Genomic DNA, 21,485 nt, shown 5'->3' with positions numbered 1-21,485 from the left:
TAGTAATGAACAGTATGATTATCTCAAAACACATCAGACATTTGCACAACTTACCAGAGAAGCTTTTGATCAGTTAGCGAGGCATATCCGTTTTAGAAAGATTGCTAAGGAACAGGTCATTTATTATGCACAGGACCCAAGAGATTACTTTTGGTCTACAATCGAGATGAAACCACACGTATTGAGGGTGGCTTCATCTCGATTTGTCTAAAGATGTATTAGCTGTCGGTATTTCGCAACGAACTGATGCTGCTTCTATTGAAAAACTACTCGTCAATATATTTGAAAGAGGCGTTGGCTTTAAGAAGGTCCTTGCATTTGAATTTGCCAATAGTCGGAAATTCATGCATTTGGACACTGTTTTCACTATGGTAGATTATGATAAATTTACCATTCACCCAGAAATTGAAGGCAGTTTGCGTGTCTTCTCCGTTATTTATGAAAATGAAAAGCTTCATATCGAAGAAGAACATGGTGATTTGGCTGCATTACTAGCTGCAAACTTAGGCGTTGAAAAAGTTGACTTGATTCGTTGTGGTGGTGAAAATATTGTAGCTGCTGGTCGGGAACAATGGAACGATGGTTCCAATACCTTGACCATCGCACCTGGGTTGTCGTGGTGTACAAACGAAATACCATTACCAATGCTATTCTGGAATCAAAAGGTCTTCGGTTAATCCAGATTAGCGGTAGTGAATTAGTTCGGGGTCGTGGTGGACCACGTTGCATGTCTATGCCTTTTGTCAGAGAGGATATCTAAATGAATGAACCAGATGTTGAACTGGTTATCGGAAGTGAGCCTTTGCATCGTGCATGTTCTATGTACGTAAGATATCGTGTCTTTGTAATGGAAAAATCCATCGCACGAGAAGATGAGTTTGATCAATATGACGAAGTTGGACGTGTCTATCCCAATCTACTCATTCATGGCGAGCCAGTTTCTACCGGCTGTTTCTTACTAACAGAATCTGGAACTGCAAGATTGACTCGAATTGCTACCCTGGCCCCACACCGTGGGAAGGAATATGCTCGGGAAATTATCCAAAAACTGGAAAAATATGCCAAAAATACGAATGTTTTATGTATAAATATACATTCTGAGTTGACAGCTAAAACATTTTATGAGATGCTTGGTTATCAGCCAACTTCCGAAATCTATTTAGAAGATGGTGAATGGTGTAAGACTCTGACCAAAAATGTAAGGTAATACTCTTCGAAAATCAAAATTATCCGTTGTCAACTTGCCTTGATGAACTCTAGTTCTATCTTCGGCTTAATGTCGCGAACACAGCTCGCAATATTTCCAGCCTTCAACTATCTCCCAGATAGTTGAAGCTAGGCTACTTTTGATTTTCATTGAGTATAAAGAACAGGAGAAGGATAATGACAAATATTTTTAAAGGCAGACATTTTTTAGCGGAAAAAGATTTCACTCGCGCTGAATTAGAATGGTTGATTGATTTTGCAGCTCACTTAAAGGATTTGAAAAAGCGCAATATCCCTCATCGCTATTTAGAAGGTAAAAATATTGCCCTCTTATTTGAAAAAACATCCACTCGTACGCGTGCTGCGTTTACTGTTGCGGCGATTGACTTGGGTGCACATCCTGAATATCTAGGCGCTAATGATATTCAGCTTAGTAAAAAAGAATCCACAGAAGATACAGCTAAGGTATTGGGACGTATGTTCGATGGGATTGAATTCCGTGGTTTCAGTCAAAAGATGGTGGAAGAATTGGCAGAATTTTCAGGTGTTCCTGTATGGAATGGTCTGACAGATGCATGGCACCCGACTCAAATGTTGGCTGACTATCTGACTGTGAAAGAAAACTTTGGCAAGTTAGAAGGATTGACCATGGTTTACTGTGGTGACGGACGCAACAATGTGGCGAATTCCCTCTTGGTAACAGGGGCTATTCTTGGTGTCAACGTGCACATCTTTTCACCAAAAGAACTCTTCCCAGACGAAACAGTGGTAGCCCTAGCAGAAGGATTTGCTAAAGAATCTGGTGCGCGTGTTTTGATTACGGACAATGCTGACGAGGCTGTTAAAGGCGCAGATGTCCTATATACAGACGTTTGGGTATCAATGGGTGAAGAATCTAAATTTGAAGAACGTGTGAAATTATTAAAACCATATCAAGTAAACATGGATTTGGTGAAAAAAGCAGAAAATGAGAATTTGATTTTCTTGCACTGCTTACCAGCCTTCCATGACACTAATACTGTTTATGGTAAAGATGTTGCTGAAAAATTTGGTTTAGAAGAAATGGAAGTAACAGACGAAGTATTCCGTAGCAAGTATGGTCGTCACTTCGACCAAGCTGAAAATCGTATGCATACCATTAAAGCAGTGATGGCAGCAACATTAGGTGATCCATTTGTACCACGTGTGTAGCTTAAATGGTCAGTGAAGTCATCATGTTTGGGGACCGGATTCAATTTTGACCCTGTCCCCAGTTTGAAAATCAAAAATGTAAGCGATTTCTTTGCAGGAAGGAGGGAAGAGAATTAATATGAATCATCGTAAAATTGTTGTTGCTTTGGGAGGAAATGCCATCCTAACGTCAGATCCATCAGCCAAAGCCCAAAAAGCTGCCCTGGTACAGACTGCTAAGCACCTTGTCAAACTGATCAAAAATAGGAATGATTTGATCATCACTCATGGTAATGGTCAGCAAGTTGTTCAAGGGGATGAATTGTTGGCAATTCTTTGTCATTTAGATGTCTTTCCAGCTGGGGACCTCTCGAATTGGGAAACTTCCTCTTTTGAAGTAACCATAAAAAATGATCATTTGGTTGGCCGATGGGTTCAATATGATAAGGGTCCTTCCATGGCAGCTTTATTTGCGGTCAAGGCCTTAATGGCAGTCTACCAGGAAAAAACGGGTGATACCCTTAGTCAGTCTATCTCATCAGGTGGTGTAACCTTTGTTCGAATTATGAAAAACTGTGTGGCCTTCGGAGCCTGTTTCCCAGATATGGAACAAACCGAGCATCAGGAAAATGAACGGATGCCGTTGAAGGATTTAGATAAACGATGGATATCTACGCAGAAGCAGTCTATCGCTTAGCTGGAGAAATGCAATAAACTGTAAAACATCTCGTGTTGAAAATACGAAGTGTTTTTTCAGAAACTGTATTCACAAGTAAAGTACTGTAATATAGGTGATGGAAATTCAGAAATGGGAATCCTGATTATTGGTAATTGGCAGATTTATCATTACCAGATGATTATTGACGTTTATCATACTATTCTTGACAAATAGCTAGAAGTGAGCTACACTAGTAGAAATTGTTGATAACTTTAAACGTGTCCCGTGAGACAAGAAAGTTAGCAGTTTACACAGAAACATCTCTTCCTAGAAATTTGTTAGAGATGATCTATTAACTACTATCGATAACAGGCGGGATTGGATATTTTTTCCAATCCTTATTTGTTTGAAGTTTTTCTCAATTTAATAAAGACATCCAGAGAGCTGTCATTAAAAGGAGATTCTTATGTTACATCTTTCACTCGATAAAAATAATCGACGTGCCCTTGCTTCTGCCATTGTTGCCTCCGGAACGGATGATTTAAATGTCATGTTCCTCTCGTTTTCCATGGCCAGTATTATCAAAGAGCTTTCTATTTCGAGTGCTCAAGCAGGATGGATAGCCACCATTACGAATTTAGGAATGCTTCTAGGAGGACTAGTCTTTGGTGTCCTAGCTGACCGTTATAATAAGTTTAAAATCTTTAAGTGGACCATTGTAATCTTTGCTATTGCAACTGGACTCATATATTTCACAACCAGCTTGCCTTATCTTTATATCATGCGCTTTATTGCTGGTATAGGTGTTGGTGGTGAATATGGGGTAGCGATAGCCATCATGGCAAGTATTGTACCCAAGGAAAAAATGGGACGGATTTCTTCGCTAAATGGGATTGCTGGTCAAGTTGGTTCCATCACATCGGCCCTACTAGCAGGTTGGTTAGCACCAACATTGGGTTGGAAAGGGTTATTTCTCTTTGGATTAGCACCACTCTTGTTGGTCCTTTGGATGCAATTTGCAATTGATGATGAAAACATTAAGGACCATACTGAGGGAGAGGATCCAGTAGATACTGAAGTTGCCCATGTAGGTCAACTCTTCAAGACACCTGATCTCGCTAGACAAACGCTGGCTCTAATGGTGATGACAACTGTGCAGATTGCTGGTTATTTTGGGATGATGAACTGGTTACCGACTATTATTCAAACTAGTTTAAAGATTAGCGTGAAAGATTCATCACTGTGGATGGTGACCACCATTTTAGGGATGTGCATAGGAATGTTAGTATTCGGACAAATTCTTGACAAATTTGGCCCTCGTCCTGTTTACAGCGCCTTTTTACTGTCGTCAGCAGTTTGTGTATTCTTATTCCAGTTTGCAAATTCACAAATAACGATGATCTTGGGCGGTATGATTGTTGGTTTCTTTGTAAACGGAATGTTTGCTGGTTACGGAGCTATGATAACACGGCTCTATCCGCATCATATTCGCTCAACAGCCAATAATGTGATCTTAAATGTTGGACGTGCCATTGGCGGATTTTCTTCTGTCATCATTGGGATGATTTTAGATGTATCCAGCACAGCTGTTGTCATGATTTTTCTCTCAAGCCTGTATCTAATTAGCTTTGCAGCGATGCTCTCCATCAGGAATTTAAAGAAAGAAGCATACAATCAATTTCGATAAAAAACAAAATATCCTAGGCAATCATGTAACCTAGGATATTTTTTTCTTATTCCTTTGATAAAAAGAAAGGTGGGGTAAATTGGGTCAGGTAGTCATAACAAGTTTGAGCTGCCTGATTATCCTGACAAATAATGAGACAGACATTGTCTCCACAAAGCGTCGCGACAATCTCAGGAATTTCCATGGCATCAAGAATTGAGCCGATGGTGCTGGCCAGTCCTGGAAGTGTTTTTAATACAACTTGGTGCTGTACTGGTTTGAGCATAATGAGAGCATCTTCCATATACAGACGGAGGCGTTTTTCCCAACGGGTTGGTACAATCGGGTTGACCATGTAATAAGAGGAGGCATCTTCATTGACCTTTACTAAATTTAATAATTTGATATCACGAGACAAGGTTGATTGGGTAACGGTGACACCGTTTAATTCCAGCAATTCTTGCAGTTCTTGTTGTGTGTGAAGTTTTTTTTCTTTTATTAAGGAAAGGATTAATTTATGGCGACTTTCAATCTTATTCATGGGGGTGTCCTCAATTAAAAAGTTTTATTGGATAAACATGGCATCTCCAAAGCTAAAAAAGCGGTAACGTTCTTCAACAGCATGTTTATAAGCTTCTAATGTAAATTCTCTACCTGCAAAAGCTGAAACAAGCATGACCAAAGTGGATTTTGGAAGATGAAAATTGGTCGAAAAGGCATCGACAATTCGGAAGGTATAGCCTGGTTTGATGAAAATATTTGTCCAACCAGAATCTGCTTCTAAACGCCCATCAAATTTGTTTCCAATGGTTTCCAGCGTGCGAATAGAAGTGGTTCCAACTGCAACGATACGTCCACCATTTTCTTTGACTTGATTGAGGGTTTGAGCGGCTTCAGAGGTTAGGTTGTAAAATTCTGAGTGCATCTCATGCTCATCAACGTTTTCGACAGAGACTGGGCGGAAGGTTCCAAGACCAACATGAAGTGTCAGATAGACTAATTTCACACCTTTGGCTTCAATTTTTTCAAGTAGTTCCTGGGTAAAATGGAGGCCGGCAGTTGGAGCTGCGGCAGAACCATTTTCTTTGGCATAAACAGTTTGGTACCGCTCGCGGTCTTCCAATTTTTCATGAATATATGGAGGGAGTGGCATTTCACCGAGGCTTTCTAAGACTTCTAAGAAGATTCCATCGTAAGTGAATTCAACGATTCGGCCTCCGTGTTCCAATTCCTCTACAATAGTAGCTGTCAAACGGCCATCTCCAAAGGCAACTGTCGTACCGACTTTCAAGCGCTTCGCTGGTTTTGCAAGAACCTCCCACTGATCACCTTGGGTATTTTTCAAAAGTAAAAGTTCTACATGTCCGTTTGTTTCGGGCTTGTAGCCGTAGAGGCGGGCAGGCAGAACGCGCGTGTTGTTCATCACAAGGGCATCACCTGGGTGAAGCTGGTCAATAATATGGTCAAAATGGCTATCAACCACGCTGTGCTTCTCGCGGTCGAGAATGAGAAGTTTTGAGCTGTCACGCTTCTCAAGCGGTACTTGGGCAATCAGTTCTTCTGGTAAATCAAAATCAAAATCTGCAGTATTCATAGACTCTCCTTGTTTCTAAAAGGCGATGGTGATTAGATAGATCAAAAGTGCTATTGGTAGAACCATTAATAGTACTCCCAGTAGCATCATTATCACTCTTAGACTTTTGGGGTGAGGGATCAGATAACCAAGGAGGCAGAGAGCAATTCCTGTAAAAAATAAGATCAATAATTCTAATATCATTCCTCCATTATATCATAATTTCAATCAAACGTGGTGTGGATCGATGAGGAAATTGGTATATATCAATTGACAAAAATTGGTATATACCATATAATATACTTAAGAAATAGGTATGAGGTGAATCATATGAAAATTCATGTTGTAAACAATCAAGCTGATGGTGCGGTACTAGCTGTAGATTTGTTGAGAGAAAAGTTGGCAAATGGTGCAAAAGTGCTTGGTTTAGCTACTGGTTCTAGCCCGTTGGAATTTTATTCGGTCCTTCGCGAATCAAATTTGGACTTTTCTGATGTGACTTCTGTCAATCTGGATGAGTACGTGGGATTGGGTGAAGATAGTGACCAGTCTTATGTTCACTTTATGAAAGAGAATCTTTTCAATGCTAAACCATTCAAACAATCATTTTTACCAAATGGCTTGGCAAACGACTTGACCGAGGAAATTGCCCGTTACAACCAGATTTTGGCAGACCATCCGGTAGATTTCCAAATTTTAGGAATTGGCCGCAACGGTCATATCGGTTTTAATGAACCAGGAGCGTCATTTGATGCTGTTACTCGTGTGGTTGATTTGGCACCATCAACCATTGAAGCCAATGCTCGTTTCTTTGCTCATTCAGAAGATGTTCCAAAACAAGCCATTTCAATGGGGATTGCCAATATTATGGCAGCCAAGACCATTGTCCTTATGGCTTATGGGAAAGAAAAGGCAGATGCGATTAAAGCTATGGTAGAAGGAGAAGTTACGGAAGAAGTTCCAGCAAGTATCCTCCAAAAACATAACGATGTAGTGTTGATTATTGATCAAGCAGCTGCGAGTAAATTAGGATAACAGAAAAATACCACAAGGGGTCGTTCTATCCGATAGAAATGCCTGTTGTGGTCTTTTGATTTTCTCCCCATCATCAGAATAGGAATGGATGCTATTTAATAATTATTATTTCTTTGCTTTGTATTGTCAAAGGCACCAGCTTTCAGACAAGGAAACGAGGTACGAGTAGCAGTAAAGTATGCGTAGCCGAATGTGAGAATATCATTAGGTTCATTTAAATGTACTCAAATAAACAACGCGACAGGATTATAGATTGCTTGCCTGAAGCAAGCAAAAAAACACCCATAGGTGGCCATCGTGGGTGTCTTCAAATGCTTTTTTTCCTGAACATTTAAGCATTCTTAGTATTATGTACTTGTTCCTTGTTTTAGATTGCCCAATCCAAGTCTGGTCCGACTGGCACAATTCCAGTTGGGTTTATGGTTTTATGACTACCATAATAATGCTGCTTGATATGGTCGAAATCCACAGTTTTAGCAATTCCAGCATGATTGTAGAGACGTTTTGTATAATCCCATAGGTTTGGATAGTCGACTAAGGCCTTTATATTACATTTGAAGTGCCCAAAATAGACAGCATCAAAACGAACCAAGGTCGTGAAGAGACGAATATCTGCTTCGGTTAATTGGTTTCCTACTAGAAATTGCTGATTTGCCAACTGTTCTTCTAATTTATCCAATGCAGCAAAGAGCTTTGTTACCTCTTTTTCGTAGACAGCTTGATTGGTTGAAAAACCTGCCTTATACACCCCATTGTTAATATTTGGATAGACAAAGTCATTCATGGCATCGATTTCAGATTGCAGGTGTTCTGGATAGTAGTCATCATAGTTGCCTGTAATGTTATTGAAAGCAGTGTTGAACATGCGCATGATTTCAGCGGACTCGTTATTGACAATCGTGTTTGTTTGCTTATCCCAAAGAACTGGAACAGTCACACGACCAGAATAATTTGGATCAGCTTTCAGGTAAACTTGATAGAGATAGTCACTGTTAAAAAGGGAGTCCTTAATGACACCAGGTCCGTCAGAGAAGGTCCAACCATTTTCCAACATGAGGGGGTGGACGATAGAAATGGAAATGTGATTTTCCAAGCCTTTCAATTTTCGCATGATCAATGTCCGACTGGCCCAAGGGCAGGCAAGAGAGATGTAGAGGTGATAGCGTCCTGATTCAGCTTTAAAACCCCCATGTCCTGTAGGACCTGCCTGTCCATCAGGCGTAATCCAATTACGGAATTGTGTCACTGTACGAACAAACTTCCCGCCTGTTGATTTGGTATCATACCATTGGTCTACCCATTTTCCTTCAACTAAAAGTCCCATAACATCCTCCTGAATGCAAAAGCAGGAAATCCGCCTATTAAAAGAGGATTTCCTTTGTAAAAAAATATATCACTAACTAGTATTATAAAGCTTTTTTAAAAAGAGTCAAGCAAAATGATTTATGGTAAAATAGTCTCATGAGATTGGACAAGTGTATGGAGGCGGCTCGGATTGGCTCCCGCAAGCAGGTGAAAAAAATATTTAAGTCCCAACAGATTGTCATTGATGGTCAACCCGCTCAAAGCCTAAGCCAGATTGTTGACCCAGAGTTGCAAACGATCCAAGTCTCGGGTAAAAAAGTTGTATTAGAAGGCGCTGCCTATTATTTACTTCACAAACCAGCAGGAGTCGTTTCAGCTGTGAGGGATAAAGACCATCAAACTGTCATCGACTTGATTACTCCACAAGATAGTAGGGAGGGGCTCTATCCCGTTGGTCGTTTAGACCGTGATACGGAAGGACTGGTCCTTATCTCCAATAATGGTCCGCTCGGCTACCGGATGCTCCATCCCAGCCATCATGTGGACAAGATTTATCAGGTTGAGGTAAATGGCTTTTTAGCAGATGATGCGCCAGAATTCTTTGCATCAGGCATTGCATTTTTGGACGGAACACGGTGTCAGCCAGCGGAATTGACGATATTGGAAGCTTCTTTGGACCATAGCAGAGCGATCATCAAGCTGGCTGAAGGCAAATTTCACCAGGTTAAGAAGATGTTTTTAGCCTATGGTGTTAAGGTCACTTATCTTAAGCGGATTTCCTTTGGTGGTTTTGAGCTGGGGGATTTGGAACGAGGTGCATACAGACAACTCACTCCGAATGAATTGGAACATTTGTTAACTTATTTTGATGAATGGAGGAAATGAGAATGAACATTTACGATATTACAGTTCGAAAACAAGATGGGACAGACCAGTCCATGCAAGATTTTCAGGGTCAGGTTCTTTTAGTAGTCAATACGGCGCCAGGTTGTGGGTTGGCACCTCAATATGAAGAATTACAAGAGTTATATGATACTTATAAAGACCAAGGTTTTGTCGTGCTAGACTTTCCATGTAATCAATTTTTAAATCAGGCTCCTGGTTCTGATGAAGAAATCAATCAGACCTGCAGTTTGAATTATGGTACAACTTTTCCTCGTTTTGCAAAAATTGCTGTAAATGGAGCTGAAACCAGTCCACTATATCGCTATCTCAAGAAAGAAAAATCTACCTTACTTGGCGGTCGAATTGAGTGGAATTTTACAAAGTTTTTGGTCGATAGACAAGGGCGCGTGGTCAAACGGTATTTACCAACGACTAGTCCATTAAAACTGAAAGAGGATATTGAACTTTACCTAGAAAAATAACAAGAAGGCTGGATTCATCTAGCCTTCTTGTTTTAGTAACCAAAGAAAATAGGGTGCACCGATAAGGGAAACGATAATACCAGTTGGAATGCCTGTTCCAACAAGTAGTACACGGCCAATTGTATCAGCAATGAGAAGTATGAGACTCCCGACAATCATGCTAGCAGGTATGATGATTCGATGATCATTTCCCAACCACTTGCGAACAATGTGACCAGCAATGAGGCCAACAAAAGTAATATTTCCCACCAAAATGACACTGAGGGAAGCAAGAGCAGTAGCCAATATCAAGACGATCCGTCTTTCGCGTTGTAAGTGGAGTCCCAAAGCCATGGCTGTCTGGTCATTGAGATTCATAATATTGAGGGAACGACAGCGACTATATGTTGCTAGCCAAACGATGAGAAGAAGTGGCGTATAGATGGCGATAGTCTTCCAATCTCCACCATTTACTCGACCGCTGAGCCACTGGACGATGTATTCCATTTTGAAATCATCCAAGCGACTTATTAGGCTGACCATGATGCCAGATAACATGCTCGAGATACCGACTCCAGTGATAATCAAGCGGGTTGGATGGATACCATATAGTTTCTTGCGAGCAATCCAGTAAACGATAAAAATGGTTAGTCCACCACCCAACATAGCAAAAAGTGGCAGAGTATTCATTAAGTCAGGACTAATCTTTGAAGAAAGGCCAACAAAGAGTGCTACAACAAGACCAGCCCCAGCATTAATTCCCAATATGCCAGAATCAGCCAGAGGATTTCGAGTTAATGTTTGCAACAAGAGTCCAGCTAAAGCCAGAGAAGCCCCTCCAATCATTGAGGCAAATATTCTCGGTAAACGAATTCTACCAATGATAAGGAGAGTTGAGGAGCTAGCTCGTCCTCTGACGACATCCATCACATCTGAAAAGGATGAGTTGGCGTATCCAATGGATAAGGAGATGAGAAAACCAGCAGAAAGGAGGATGAAGAGGAATGAAAAAATCTTAAGATAGTTATGACGTCTTATCAAAGGTGTTTCTCCTTTCGAATCAACCATAGGAAACAAGGTAAGCCGATGATACTGATTACTGCACTAATAGGTGTTTCAGCAGGTGGGTTGATTGAACGACAAACCAAGTCTACCCAGATCAGGAAACTTGCTCCAGCAAAAGCTGTTAAAGGTAAGAGCATTTTGTAATTTTTTCCTGTAAACATGCGGATAAAATGTGGAATGATGAGCCCAACAAATGAGAGGGAACCCACCAGTGCCACTGCAGCAGCTGAGAGCAAAAGGACGATACCCAACAATACCATGGTCATTAGTGCGGTTCGTTGCCCAAGATTTTTAGCAACAGTCTCGTTAAGACTCAGGATGGTCAGCTGATGTGAAAAGAGTTGGGCAAGGATGAGGCCAACAATGATAAGTGGACCAATAATAGTTAACATTTTCCAATTGACCTGTACTAAGCCCCCTGCTTGCCAACCGATGACAGCTGTTGATAGATCGAAATAGATGGTAATGGCCTGCCCTATTGCGGAAAATAAGCTGGCTACCATTGCACCCGACAAAATCAAACGGAGTTGATTATAGCCTTTTTGCACTTGATAAGACAGACCGAAGACTAGACCAGCTGCTAGGCAAGAGCCTAGTAAACAGATCACTAAAATTTGACTGTAATGCAAGCTACCAAAAATGGCATAGCCGAGGATGAGGGCGAGGCCTGCTCCAGCATTGATTCCTAATAAGCCAGGATCTGCGATTGCATTTCGCGTTATTCCCTGCATCATCGCTCCTGCTTGTGCCATAGCAGCTCCAACCAAGATGGCAGCCACCATTCGAGGCAATCGTAAATCAATGACAACATCCTGTACAGGTGAATCTGTCATCGGATGGCGTAGTGTTTCTACGAGTTGCTGATGACTGTAAGAAATAGCACCAAATCGTAAACTCAAATAGGCACCTATTACGAAAAGCAGGCTAATGATGAAAAAAATAAGAAGAGGCTGGACTAGATATCCAGCTCCTCTCCTTGAAGAATGAGAACGTATTACTCTATTCATAGTTCATTCCTTTTACTGAATCTCTTTTAATGCAGAGACAAAGGCGTCTATTTGCAAATCAAGTGACATAGGATCTGAGAAGTAGAAGAGGTTATAATCTACTTCAAGGATATGCTCATTTTTCACAGCTGGTAAATTTTTCCAAATGTCGCTTTCTTTTAGCGATGATGCGGCGTCTTTGGTTGTTTCATTGACATTGACCAGGAGGTAGTCACCAACATAGTCTGGTAGGGCTTCTTGCGAAATGCCAAACCAGCCATCTTTATTGATGACATCTTCTTGGACTTTAGCAGGAGCAGCGAAACCAAGCGCTCTGTAAACCAATTCACCACCACGGCCAAAGTTGTTTCCGTAGAGGAAGATATTTTTATCAAAGAAGTCCATTACTGTAAATGTCGCACTTGTATCTACAACTCCACTGAGTTCTTCCTTGGCTGCGGCAACTTTTTTATCCCACTGGTCAAGCCAAGCTTGAGCCTCTTTTTCTTTTCCGAAAATTTGTCCCACATCCGTCAGCATTTTCAGGTAATCACTCTTTCCATAGGTGATTTCAATAACTGGCGCGATTTCTTTTAGTGTTTCTATGTTGTCATCACCAGCAAAAACAAGGATAAGGTCTGGATTTTGAGCAGCGATAGCTTCTGTATCTGCTGTTGTTAATAATGGTAGGTCTTTTAATTGGTCACCAAATGCAGGGCTGTCTTTTTCTAGATCCAGACTATAACTGGAAACCTTGATCCCCAATTGCAGGAGATAGCCAGTGTAAGAATAGGCAAAGTTAACAACTTTCTTAGGATTTTTTGGAATATCTCCATAGTAGGTAATGCCTTCAATTTCAGGCATGCTAGACAATTCTACGTCTGTTGAAGAGGAAGAGGTAGAACAAGCTGTTAAGAAAACCAGCCCAACAAATAAACTAAAAATAGCTAAAAACTTTTTCATTTTTTCTCCTTATTATTTTTTAAATCGTAAGTTAGCAAAATAGGATACTCTTGACCAGGAGCCTGTATTAATTGAGGTTTGATGTTGAAAATATCACTCAGTATCTCAGTAGTCATGATACTGGACACGGATCCATTGTAGCGAATATTTCCCTCTTTCATGGCAATCATGTGGTCTGAAAAACGAGCGGATAAATTAACATCATGGAGAACCATCACAATGGTTTTCTGTTGGCTCAGGTTGAGGTCTTTCAAGAGCTCTAAAACTTCCAATTGATGATTGAGGTCAAGATAGGTCGTTGGCTCATCTAAGAAAATGGTATCGGTATCTTGGGCAAGAGCCATGGCAATCCAAACTCGTTGTCTCTGTCCACCAGATAAATCATCAACTGGAAACCTGGCGAAAGGAGCGGTTTGGGTCGCTTCTAGAGCCCAGTTGATCTTCTCCCTATCCTGATCGGTGAGATAGCCGAGTCCATTTTGATGGGGGTAGCGCCCATAAGAGACCAATTCATAGACAGAAATCCCTTCTGTCGCTTCCAATACCTGAGGAAGTAGGGCAAGTTTTTTTGCAACTTCTTTAGTTGGTAATTGGGCAATAGCTTGACCATCTAAATAGATAGCTCCTTCTTGAAGTGGAAGTATCCGAGTCAACGCCTTGAGTAAAGTGGACTTTCCACAACCGTTGGCGCCAATAATAGTGGTTATTTTTCCACTGGGAATTCTGGTGGATAGTTTTTCTATGATCACTCGATCATCATATGCCACTTGGATGTTTTCTGCTTGAATGGAAGACACATATTTCTCCTTTCCGATTGTATAGTCGAGTGAATAAGCTGTCAGACAAGTAACGGATGTCCAGGTAGCTAGAACAGCCTAAAGGCTGTTCTAGGTTGGAAATAAGACTTGAGAAACAAGTCACTTTCGTAGAGTAAGGCAAGACTAGAGTGACAATCTTTCAAAGCTCATTCAAATGACAGATATTGCGCGTTAAAAAAACGGTATGACTTGTATTATATCAAAAAAAGTCTTCAAAACAAAGAGTTTTCTGAAAATTTTAATTTAATAAAAATCGTTATAAAAAACCCTTGTCGGCAACGAACGACAAGGGTGGAAACTATAAGTATTTTTTGGCGATTTCTAAATCACCATCATAAGTTGTTTTTTTACCGTTCACAATCTGGTAGGCATCGGCCCCTTTACCGGCTATAATAACAGCATCTTGCGATGAAGTTGTTTGCCTCATCGCGATGCGAATAGCTTCTTCACGATCCAAGATAAAGGTGCTCGGACGGGTCATATATGAACGAATTTGCTCAGCAATAGTAGCTGGGTCTTCATGATTGGGATCATCAGCTGTTAGAAGAACATCAACCTGTGGATAGTCATTAAGTAGAAGTCCGAAGTCTTTACGGCGACTTTCTCCCTTATTACCTGGGGCGCCTAAAATCAGGATGACCTTTCCTGATTGATGTGTGAGGACAACATCAAGCAGTTTTTTTACGCTATCGCCATTGTGAGCGTAGTCAACGAAGACTTTAGCCCCGTTTTGCTGGGTCAGGACTTCCATGCGACCAGGGACATTGGTCTGGGCAATCCCAGTTTGAATATCTTCTAGGCTTGCACCTAAGCGAAGACAAGCTAGTCCAGCAGCGATGGCATTCTCTTGATTGAAATGACCAATGAGCTGAATAGCGTAGTGCCCAGCTAATTTCCCAGTCGCTGTGAAGTCGAATCCTGCTGACTGGGTAATTTCATTCTCAGAAGACGGACCATAGAAGTCATGGTCTTTGAAGATCACTTGGTCTCTCACGACTTCAAAATGATCCATTCCAGCGTTGACAATAACTGCTCTGCTATTGTCCATCAAAAGACGCTTATGGTAGAAATAGTCTTCAAATGTCGGATGCTCAATGGGACCGATATGGTCAGGACTAATGTTGAGGAAGACGCCTACGTCAAAAGTAAGGCCATAAACACGCTTGACAAGATAGGCTTGGCTAGAGACTTCCATTACAAGGTGAGTCATACCATTTTTGACTGCCTCCGCCATCATGGCAAAGAGGTCCAGACTTTCAGGGGTGGTCAGTGTTGATTTGAAAAATGTCTCCCCATCCAGTGTTGTATTCATAGTTGACAGCATGGCAGGTTTATAACTCTGTTTGAGAATATTATAAGCAAAATAAGCTGCGGTTGTTTTGCCTTTGGTGCCTGTGAATGCCAGGAGTTTGAGTTGGTTCTGTGGGTTACCGTGAAATTCCATTGCAATCAGACTCATGGCTTGTTTGATGTCTTTAACAAGAATGGCTGGAATGCTGACTTCGTAGTCTATTTCTGATACATAGTAGGCCAAGCCGTTTTCAATTGCTTTTTCTAAAAATTCCTTTTTAAAGGCTAAGCCCTTGGCGAAGAAAAGGGTTGTTGGACTTACGGTTCGACTGTCATAACTCAAAGCGTCGAATTCAATATCTGTAGGCTCATTCCTTGTAATCGAACGAAAATTTGCATCTGTCTTTAAAATTTTAATTATACGGTCAAATGTTATCATGCTTCTATTGTAAACTTATGAAAGGAATTTGACAAGTGTGGGGAAGACAACTCATCTAACAATTAGGAATATGCTTTTGCTAGTGATTGCGGATTCATTCGTTTCCTAAATAAAAATAAAGAAACAACCCATAATGGTTGAAAAAATGATCCAGATAGCTAATTGCCAATTTTTAACGAGATTATAGTTGGGGCGGAAAAAAGCATTATAATATTGAATTGGTAGTAATAGGAGGAATAGCACACCGATTGGACTACGGTCAAATTGCTTTACTGTCACAATTGACCAAACAGGTGCATGATAAAAATAAAAGTTTCTATTATACTGTAATACTGTTGATTGAATGACTTAAACATTGTAAAACCTGCTTCTGATAGTCTAAACTTACTATTATTGTAAATTATTTATATCCAAAAAGCAATGATAAATAGGTTGTCATAGTTTTTACTTATACCATTTGTTAAAAAAATTATATCAGTCATTTTGGATATTTTTTTAACAAAAGTAGACTATTCATGCTAGACTATTTAATAAGTTAGATTGGAGTTTTCGTTATGACAGATTATAAAATTGATACGATTTTAGCCCATGCAGGTATTAACAATGATGAGAAAACAGGTGCCTTGATTTCTCCTATTCACCTTTCGACCACTTATCAGCACCCTGAGTTTGGTCACTCGACCGGTTTTGACTATACGAGGACCAAGAACCCGACACGCGCCGGTTTGGAAGCGACCTTGGCAGCGATTGAAAAAGCAGATCATGCCCTTGCGACGAGTTCAGGCATGGCTGCGCTTGTCTTGCTTTTTAATGGTTTCCCTGTTGGAAGCCAAGTAGTTGCGGCGCGTGATTTGTACGGTGGCTCATTCCGCTGGTTCAACGAGCAGGAAAGTCTAGGCAGATTTCAGTTTACCTATGCGAATAGTGAAGTGGAGCTGATTGCAGCAATCACAGACCAGACGGACTATGTTTATTTGGAAACTCCAACTAATCCCTTGATGGTGGAGTTTGACATCGCTAAGGTTTCGGCTATCGCCCATGCCAAAGGTGCCAAGGTGATTGTCGATAACACTTTTTATAGCCCTATTTATCAAAATCCTCTTGAATTGGGTGCGGATGTCGTTCTACATTCGGCGACAAAATATTTGTCAGGTCATAATGATGTCTTGGCTGGTGCTTTAATGACCAATGATCAGGACTTATATGATAAGCTTTTCTATGATCAAAACACAACTGGTCCAACTCTTTCACCACTGGATTCTTATTTACTCATGCGTGGTTTGAAAACTCTTTCGCTTCGAATGGAGCGGGCGACTCAAAATGCTCAGAAAATTGTCGCCTTTTTGAAGAAGAGTCCTGCAGTCAAGCAAGTATATTACACAGGTAAAGGTGGAATGATTTCATTGAAGGTGGTTGATGAGAGTAAGATTCCACACATTCTAAATACCTTGAAAATCTTTACATTTGCGGAAAGCTTGGGTGGGGTAGAAAGTTTGATTACTTATCCAGCCACACAGACTCACGCAGACATTCCAGTGGAAACCCGTCATTCTTACGGTTTGACAGATGATCTGCTTCGCTTGTCTATCGGTATTGAGGATGTGGATGATTTGATTGCCGACTTGGAAGTAGCCTTGGAGGGATAAGATGACCAGATATGATTTTACTAGTAAACCAAATCGCTTAACGCACCATGCTGAAAAATGGAAAAAAGTGGAAGCTGATCCGGAACTCCTACCTTTATGGATTGCGGATATGGACTTTGAGCCACTTCCAGAAATTCGCCAAGTGATCCGTGACTATGCAGATCATCACATTTTTGGTTATCCCTATGCTAGCGACAGTCTTTATCAGTCTATTATTGACTGGGAAGGTAGACAGCATGGCTACAAGATTGAAAGAGAGTCCATCCTGCTCATCGAAGGTGTTGTCCCTGCCTTAACTGTGGCTATTCAATCTTTGACAGAAGAAGGGGATGCAGTCCTAATTAACACGCCAGTCTACCCACCCTTTGCACGGACTGTCAAATTAAACAATCGCCTGCTTGTTACCAATTCACTTGTAGAAGTGGATGGTGTTTTTAGGATTGATTTTGACCAGCTTGAAAAGGACATTGTAGAGAATCAAGTGAAACTCTATATTTTCTGTAATCCACACAATCCAGGTGGTAGGGTTTGGAGCAAGGAAGAACTCTTAGCTATTGGACGTCTCTGTCAGAAACATGGCGTCGTTCTTGTATCAGATGAAATTCATCAAGATTTGGCTTTATATGGTCACAAACATGATACCTTTAATACGGTAGATGAAAATTTCAAAGATTTTTCAATTATCTTATCATCTGCAACTAAAACATTTAACATTGCTGGAACGAAAAATAGCTTTGCTATTATTGAGAATCCAAGCATTCGCAAGACTTTTGCTAAGCGTCAATTGGCAAATAATCAGCATGAAGTTCCAACAATTGGTTTGTTAACCACAGAAGCCGCCTTCACTTATGGAGATGAGTGGTTGACAGAGTTAAAAAATGTTTTAGAAAAAAATATTGACTATGTTGAAGAGTATTTGACTTCCCATACTCGGATCAAGGTCATGAAGCCCCAGGGAACCTACCTTATCTGGCTTGATTTTTCTGACTATCAGCTGGGACATGACCAATTGTTCGAATTGTTGCAACATCAGGCAAAATTGATGTTGAACGATGGTTTAAGCTTTGGTAAAGAGGGCAAACATCATGCGCGTCTAAATGCGGCAGCCCCATTTGATGTCATTGAAGAGGCCTGTCAACGACTTAGAAACGTTTTTGGATAAAAGAAATAAGGACTAGGTGGAGTAAAATCACCTAATCCTTATTTTTTTGTGTTTTTCGAAATTCTGTCGGGCTCATATGAAAATAATTTTTAAAGGCCGCGCTGAAGGTGAGAGGATCTTGGTAGCCGACAGAATAGGAGATTTCAGTGATACTCCTAGAAGCATCTTCTAAGAGTTGACAAGAACGATTCATTTTTACTTGTAAAATATAATCTTTGATAGAATAGCCTGTTTCCTGCTTAAAAATCTTATAGAGATAACTTCGGCTCAAGGCCAAATAGTCCGCTATTTCAGAGACCTTAATTGGATGCGCATAGTGGCTATGTATCATTTTGATGGCCTGCTGAACATAATATTTGGTTTGTGTTTCGTGTTTCATCAGTGTTTCACTTGGAAATTCCTCGATGAGCGTAGCCAAGAGTTGATTGAGGTAGCCAATTAAGACTAGTTCAGTGATAGAGGGGATGGGATGCATCTGAACATGGTTAATCTGATGCATATAGTCTAGAATTGGGGACGCTAGACTGGAGTGGAGATAGTAGTTTTCTAGCAGTTGACTTTGATTCAGTAGGTCTTTTGCTCGTGAACCACTAAAACCAACCCATAAATAGGTCCACGGATCTATATCGTCAGCTTGATAGAAAATGGAAACATCCTTTGGCAGAATAAACAAATCACCTGCTGATAGATAAATTGTTTTTCCGTCAACAAGAATTTTCCCTTTTCCTTTTGTAATAAAATGCAGGACAAAATTATCACGGATAGTAGGACCGAAGGAATAGCCCTTGTCACATTGTTCGGCACCGTAATGGTCTACATTTAGGTCAAAATTATGACTATCCAATTCATTATAGATATTTAGAATATTCATTTCAATCCTCCTAGGAAACATTATAACATGTTTTAAATACAAAAGGTTATTAAATAAAGCGTTTACATTTTGTACAATAAGACCATAAAGAAGAAATGAGGGAGATGAATGTGATTGAGATTCATGAAATAAAACAGATTTTTCACCTGAAAACAAGAGAATTCTCTTATATCATTCAAGTATTAAAAACTGGTGATTTGGTTCATCGTTATTTTGGGAAAAAAATCGAAAAATTTAGTGATGGAAACAAAATAACATATTTAGATCGAGCGTTTTCTCCTAGTCCAATTACTGGAGACAGGACATTTTCGTTGGATGTCCTCCCTCTCGAATACTCTAGCAGTGGTCTGGGAGATTTTAGGACTACTGCATTAGATGTTCGAAATGAATTTGGAACGACCCTAGATTTAAAATTTAAATCGTATAGAACCTATAAAGGAAAAAAAGAGTTAAATGGTTTACCAGCAAGTTTTGGAAATCAAGAAGAAGTAGAGAGTCTTGAAATTGATCTTTATGATCAGTTGACAGATGTTACTGTAACACTTCAGTATTCTGTTTTTGAAGAAGCTTCCTATCTCGCACGGTCAGCTACAATTCAAACTGGCAAATATCCATGTAAACTAGAGAAGGCCTTATCTGCAACGGTTGATTTTCCACATCAAGATTTCATTGTTCACAGCTTGACTGGACGTTATGCTTATGAAAAAGAGTGGACACAGACTCCACTGACAAAAGGTCAGTATTCGATTGGTAGCATTCGAGGTGCCTCAAGTCACTCAAGAACACCTTTCTTAGCACTTGCCTCACCCGATGCAGGTGAGGACAAGGGCGATGTATATGCAGCTCACCTTGTCTATAGTGGCAATTTTTCAGCCTTTGTCGAAACGACAGCCATGGAAACCTGTCGTTTGGGACTAGGATTGGAAAGTCACTATTTCTCATGGCAATTGGATAAGGATGACCGGTTTCAAACCCCAGAAGTTCTCTTATCATATACTGATAAAGGATTTACTGGCATGACACAATATAGTCATCACTTTATTACAAAACACCTCATTCGATCATCGTTTGTAAACAAACCAAGACCTGTTTTAATCAACAACTGGGAAGCGACCTATTTTGAATTTACAGAAGAAAAGATTTTACAGTTAGCTCAGGTTGCAAGTCGAGCTGGTATTGAATTGTTTGTTCTGGATGATGGTTGGTTTGGTAAACGAAACAATGATGAAAGTTCATTGGGCGATTGGAAAGTCAATTTGGATAAGTTGCCAAATGGTTTGAATGGTTTAGCAGAGCGAATAAATGAGCTTGGCATGAAATTCGGACTGTGGTTTGAACCAGAGATGATTTCTATTGATAGCGATCTTTATCGTGAGCATCCTGATTGGGCAATTCACATAGAAGGACGCTTACCAATCTACAGCCGAGAACAATTAGTTTTGGATTTGACCAAACAGGAAGTCTGTGACTATATCATAGATAACGTCTCTTCGATATTAGAATCAGCCAACATTACTTATGTAAAATGGGATATGAACCGTAATATCACCAATATCCCTGAAGGTTTAGCAAATGACCAGTGTTTTGAGTTCCACCATCGTTACATGCTAGGTCTGTACCGTGTATTAGACCACCTTACCAAGCGGTTCCCAGATATTCTTTTCGAATCCTGTGCAGGCGGTGGAGGTCGTAATGATTTGGGAATCATGTATTACATGCCGCAAGCTTGGGCAAGTGATGATACAGATGCGATTGAGCGCTTATCTATTCAAGAAGGTACTAGTTTGATTTATCCCCCTTCCTCAATTGGCGCACACGTTTCTGCCGTTCCGAACCATCAGGTTGGTCGGATCACACCTCTTGCTACACGAGGCAATGTGGCTATGATGGGAGGAGCATTTGGTTACGAGTTGGATTTAACGAAACTTTCGGAAAAGGAATTGGATGAAATCAGTCAGCAAATCGAAACCTATCACTCCATTCGTGAAACTATACAATTCGGTCAGCTCTACCGTCTGAAAAAGACGACCAATACCTGGGCTGCCAATTATGTTAGTCAAGATAAGAATCAAGCGGTCTTTACATTTATAAAAATTCTTGCCAAGCCAGAAGCGCCTTTGCTTCATGTTCGGTTGAAGGGGCTAGACCCAGATGCCTTGTATGAATGCCCTCAATTAGGAGAAACATTCTACGGAGATGAATTGATGAACATTGGTCTCATAATGCCACATGTTCAACAAGATTATTTTAGTGTACAATATATTTTTAACAAAATCTAGGAGGATT

Annotated in this window: 18 protein-coding genes and 3 pseudogenes; 11 read left to right on the top strand and 10 right to left on the bottom strand. The window is 40.4% G+C overall.

Annotation, left to right across the window (positions count from 1 at the left end):
- The first annotated feature begins 141 nt into the window (after positions 1 to 141).
- Positions 142 to 760: pseudogene (locus tag D2A30_07185) on the top strand (arginine deiminase).
- Complete coding sequence (locus tag D2A30_07180; GenBank protein ULL21368.1) at positions 761 to 1,207, top strand: GNAT family N-acetyltransferase; 447 nt, start codon at positions 761 to 763, stop codon at positions 1,205 to 1,207.
- Here the strand turns inward: D2A30_07180 and D2A30_07175 are convergent.
- A pseudogene (locus D2A30_07175) lies at positions 1,160 to 1,357 on the bottom strand (hypothetical protein). The gene D2A30_07180 and the pseudogene D2A30_07175 overlap by 48 nt on opposite strands.
- Before the next feature lie 26 nt (positions 1,358 to 1,383).
- On the opposite strand from D2A30_07175, the gene argF reads away from it, so the two are divergent.
- The 3 genes and pseudogenes from argF (at position 1,384) to D2A30_07160 (ending at position 4,721) form a co-directional block, all read left to right on the top strand.
- The gene (gene argF / locus D2A30_07170; protein ID ULL21367.1) at positions 1,384 to 2,397 is read left to right on the top strand and encodes an ornithine carbamoyltransferase; all 1,014 of its coding nucleotides are present in this window, start codon (positions 1,384 to 1,386) and stop codon (positions 2,395 to 2,397) included.
- 202 nt (positions 2,398 to 2,599) lie between these two features.
- Positions 2,600 to 3,090: pseudogene (locus D2A30_07165) on the top strand (M20/M25/M40 family metallo-hydrolase).
- Between the two features lie 410 nt (positions 3,091 to 3,500).
- Positions 3,501 to 4,721 carry an MFS transporter gene (locus tag D2A30_07160; GenBank protein ID ULL21366.1) on the top strand — a complete coding sequence of 407 codons (1,221 nt, stop codon included), beginning with the start codon at positions 3,501 to 3,503 and terminating at the stop codon, positions 4,719 to 4,721.
- Positions 4,722 to 4,767: 46 nt separating this feature from the next.
- Here the strand turns inward: D2A30_07160 and D2A30_07155 are convergent, their stop codons facing one another.
- Complete coding sequence (locus D2A30_07155; protein ID ULL21365.1) at positions 4,768 to 5,241, bottom strand: arginine repressor; 474 nt, start codon at positions 5,239 to 5,241, stop codon at positions 4,768 to 4,770.
- A gap of 24 nt (positions 5,242 to 5,265) precedes the next feature.
- On the bottom strand, positions 5,266 to 6,294 hold the full coding sequence (gene queA, locus D2A30_07150) for a tRNA preQ1(34) S-adenosylmethionine ribosyltransferase-isomerase QueA (protein ULL21364.1): 1,029 nt from the start codon (positions 6,292 to 6,294) through the stop codon (positions 5,266 to 5,268).
- A 309-nt stretch (positions 6,295 to 6,603) separates the two neighbouring features.
- Here queA and D2A30_07145 point away from each other — a divergent pair, with 309 nt between their 5' ends.
- Entirely contained in the window at positions 6,604 to 7,308 is a 705-nt protein-coding gene (locus tag D2A30_07145) for a glucosamine-6-phosphate deaminase (GenBank protein ID ULL21363.1), read from the top strand.
- Positions 7,309 to 7,675: 367 nt separating this feature from the next.
- On the opposite strand, the gene D2A30_07140 is transcribed toward D2A30_07145, so the two are convergent.
- Entirely contained in the window at positions 7,676 to 8,632 is a 957-nt protein-coding gene (locus D2A30_07140) for a glutathione S-transferase family protein (protein ULL21362.1), read from the bottom strand.
- 137 nt (positions 8,633 to 8,769) lie between these two features.
- Here D2A30_07140 and D2A30_07135 point away from each other — a divergent pair, with 137 nt between their 5' ends.
- On the top strand, positions 8,770 to 9,498 hold the full coding sequence (locus D2A30_07135) for a 16S rRNA pseudouridine(516) synthase (GenBank protein ULL21361.1): 729 nt from the start codon (positions 8,770 to 8,772) through the stop codon (positions 9,496 to 9,498).
- 2 nt (positions 9,499 to 9,500) lie between these two features.
- Positions 9,501 to 9,980 (top strand): glutathione peroxidase, encoded by a 480-nt coding sequence (locus D2A30_07130; protein ID ULL21360.1) that lies wholly within the window; start codon positions 9,501 to 9,503, stop codon positions 9,978 to 9,980.
- An 18-nt stretch (positions 9,981 to 9,998) separates the two neighbouring features.
- Here the strand turns inward: D2A30_07130 and D2A30_07125 are convergent, their stop codons facing one another.
- The 5 genes from D2A30_07125 to murE form a co-directional block, all read right to left on the bottom strand.
- Positions 9,999 to 11,000 carry an iron ABC transporter permease gene (locus tag D2A30_07125; protein ID ULL21359.1) on the bottom strand — a complete coding sequence of 334 codons (1,002 nt, stop codon included), beginning with the start codon at positions 10,998 to 11,000 and terminating at the stop codon, positions 9,999 to 10,001.
- A complete protein-coding gene (locus D2A30_07120) occupies positions 10,997 to 12,031 on the bottom strand; it encodes an iron ABC transporter permease (GenBank protein ULL21358.1) in 1,035 nt (344 codons plus the stop codon). The genes D2A30_07125 and D2A30_07120 overlap by 4 nt, the downstream gene beginning before the upstream one ends.
- A 12-nt stretch (positions 12,032 to 12,043) precedes the next feature.
- A complete protein-coding gene (locus tag D2A30_07115; protein ID ULL21357.1) occupies positions 12,044 to 12,973 on the bottom strand; it encodes a ferrichrome ABC transporter substrate-binding protein in 930 nt (309 codons plus the stop codon).
- Positions 12,970 to 13,770, bottom strand: coding sequence for an ABC transporter ATP-binding protein (locus D2A30_07110; GenBank protein ID ULL21356.1), 801 nt, complete (start codon positions 13,768 to 13,770; stop codon positions 12,970 to 12,972). Before D2A30_07110 ends, D2A30_07115 begins: the two co-directional genes overlap by 4 nt.
- A 319-nt stretch (positions 13,771 to 14,089) precedes the next feature.
- Positions 14,090 to 15,520: a UDP-N-acetylmuramoyl-L-alanyl-D-glutamate--L-lysine ligase gene (murE, locus tag D2A30_07105; GenBank protein ULL21355.1), complete on the bottom strand. Its 1,431-nt coding sequence runs from the start codon at positions 15,518 to 15,520 to the stop codon at positions 14,090 to 14,092.
- A gap of 554 nt (positions 15,521 to 16,074) precedes the next feature.
- Here murE and D2A30_07100 point away from each other — a divergent pair.
- Positions 16,075 to 17,166 (top strand): cystathionine gamma-synthase, encoded by a 1,092-nt coding sequence (locus D2A30_07100; GenBank protein ID ULL21354.1) that lies wholly within the window; start codon positions 16,075 to 16,077, stop codon positions 17,164 to 17,166.
- Between the two features lies 1 nt (position 17,167).
- Positions 17,168 to 18,328 (top strand): pyridoxal phosphate-dependent aminotransferase, encoded by a 1,161-nt coding sequence (locus tag D2A30_07095; GenBank protein ULL21353.1) that lies wholly within the window; start codon positions 17,168 to 17,170, stop codon positions 18,326 to 18,328.
- Between the two features lie 31 nt (positions 18,329 to 18,359).
- On the opposite strand, the gene D2A30_07090 is transcribed toward D2A30_07095, so the two are convergent.
- Positions 18,360 to 19,199, bottom strand: a complete 840-nt coding sequence (locus D2A30_07090) for an AraC family transcriptional regulator (protein ULL21352.1) — start codon at positions 19,197 to 19,199, stop codon at positions 18,360 to 18,362.
- A gap of 104 nt (positions 19,200 to 19,303) precedes the next feature.
- Between D2A30_07090 and D2A30_07085 the strand changes: the two genes are divergently transcribed.
- The gene (locus D2A30_07085; protein ULL21351.1) at positions 19,304 to 21,478 is read left to right on the top strand and encodes an alpha-galactosidase; all 2,175 of its coding nucleotides are present in this window, start codon (positions 19,304 to 19,306) and stop codon (positions 21,476 to 21,478) included.
- Positions 21,479 to 21,485: the final 7 nt, after the last annotated feature.

Source organism: Streptococcus suis (genome assembly GCA_022354845.1).
Lineage (GTDB): Bacteria > Bacillota > Bacilli > Lactobacillales > Streptococcaceae > Streptococcus > Streptococcus suis_AA.
The sequence above is the reverse complement of the archived record's forward strand: the minus strand, read 5'-3'. Positions and strand labels throughout refer to the sequence as shown.

Bases quoted from the DNA above. Each gene is read 5' to 3' on its own strand.
- D2A30_07095 (ULL21353.1), top strand. From the start codon at position 17,168: ATGACCAGATATGATTTTACTAGTAAACCAAATCGCTTAACGCACCAT.
- D2A30_07180 (ULL21368.1), top strand. From the start codon at position 761: ATGAATGAACCAGATGTTGAACTGGTTATCGGAAGTGAGCCTTTGCAT.
- D2A30_07085 (ULL21351.1), top strand. From the start codon at position 19,304: ATGAATGTGATTGAGATTCATGAAATAAAACAGATTTTTCACCTGAAA.
- argF (ULL21367.1), top strand. From the start codon at position 1,384: ATGACAAATATTTTTAAAGGCAGACATTTTTTAGCGGAAAAAGATTTC.
- D2A30_07145 (ULL21363.1), top strand. From the start codon at position 6,604: ATGAAAATTCATGTTGTAAACAATCAAGCTGATGGTGCGGTACTAGCT.
- D2A30_07100 (ULL21354.1), top strand. From the start codon at position 16,075: ATGACAGATTATAAAATTGATACGATTTTAGCCCATGCAGGTATTAAC.
- D2A30_07135 (ULL21361.1), top strand. From the start codon at position 8,770: ATGAGATTGGACAAGTGTATGGAGGCGGCTCGGATTGGCTCCCGCAAG.
- D2A30_07090 (ULL21352.1), bottom strand. From the start codon at position 19,199: ATGAATATTCTAAATATCTATAATGAATTGGATAGTCATAATTTTGAC.
- D2A30_07155 (ULL21365.1), bottom strand. From the start codon at position 5,241: ATGAATAAGATTGAAAGTCGCCATAAATTAATCCTTTCCTTAATAAAA.
- D2A30_07120 (ULL21358.1), bottom strand. From the start codon at position 12,031: ATGAATAGAGTAATACGTTCTCATTCTTCAAGGAGAGGAGCTGGATAT.
- D2A30_07130 (ULL21360.1), top strand. From the start codon at position 9,501: ATGAACATTTACGATATTACAGTTCGAAAACAAGATGGGACAGACCAG.
- queA (ULL21364.1), bottom strand. From the start codon at position 6,294: ATGAATACTGCAGATTTTGATTTTGATTTACCAGAAGAACTGATTGCC.
- murE (ULL21355.1), bottom strand. From the start codon at position 15,520: ATGATAACATTTGACCGTATAATTAAAATTTTAAAGACAGATGCAAAT.
- D2A30_07115 (ULL21357.1), bottom strand. From the start codon at position 12,973: ATGAAAAAGTTTTTAGCTATTTTTAGTTTATTTGTTGGGCTGGTTTTC.
- D2A30_07140 (ULL21362.1), bottom strand. From the start codon at position 8,632: ATGGGACTTTTAGTTGAAGGAAAATGGGTAGACCAATGGTATGATACC.
- D2A30_07160 (ULL21366.1), top strand. From the start codon at position 3,501: ATGTTACATCTTTCACTCGATAAAAATAATCGACGTGCCCTTGCTTCT.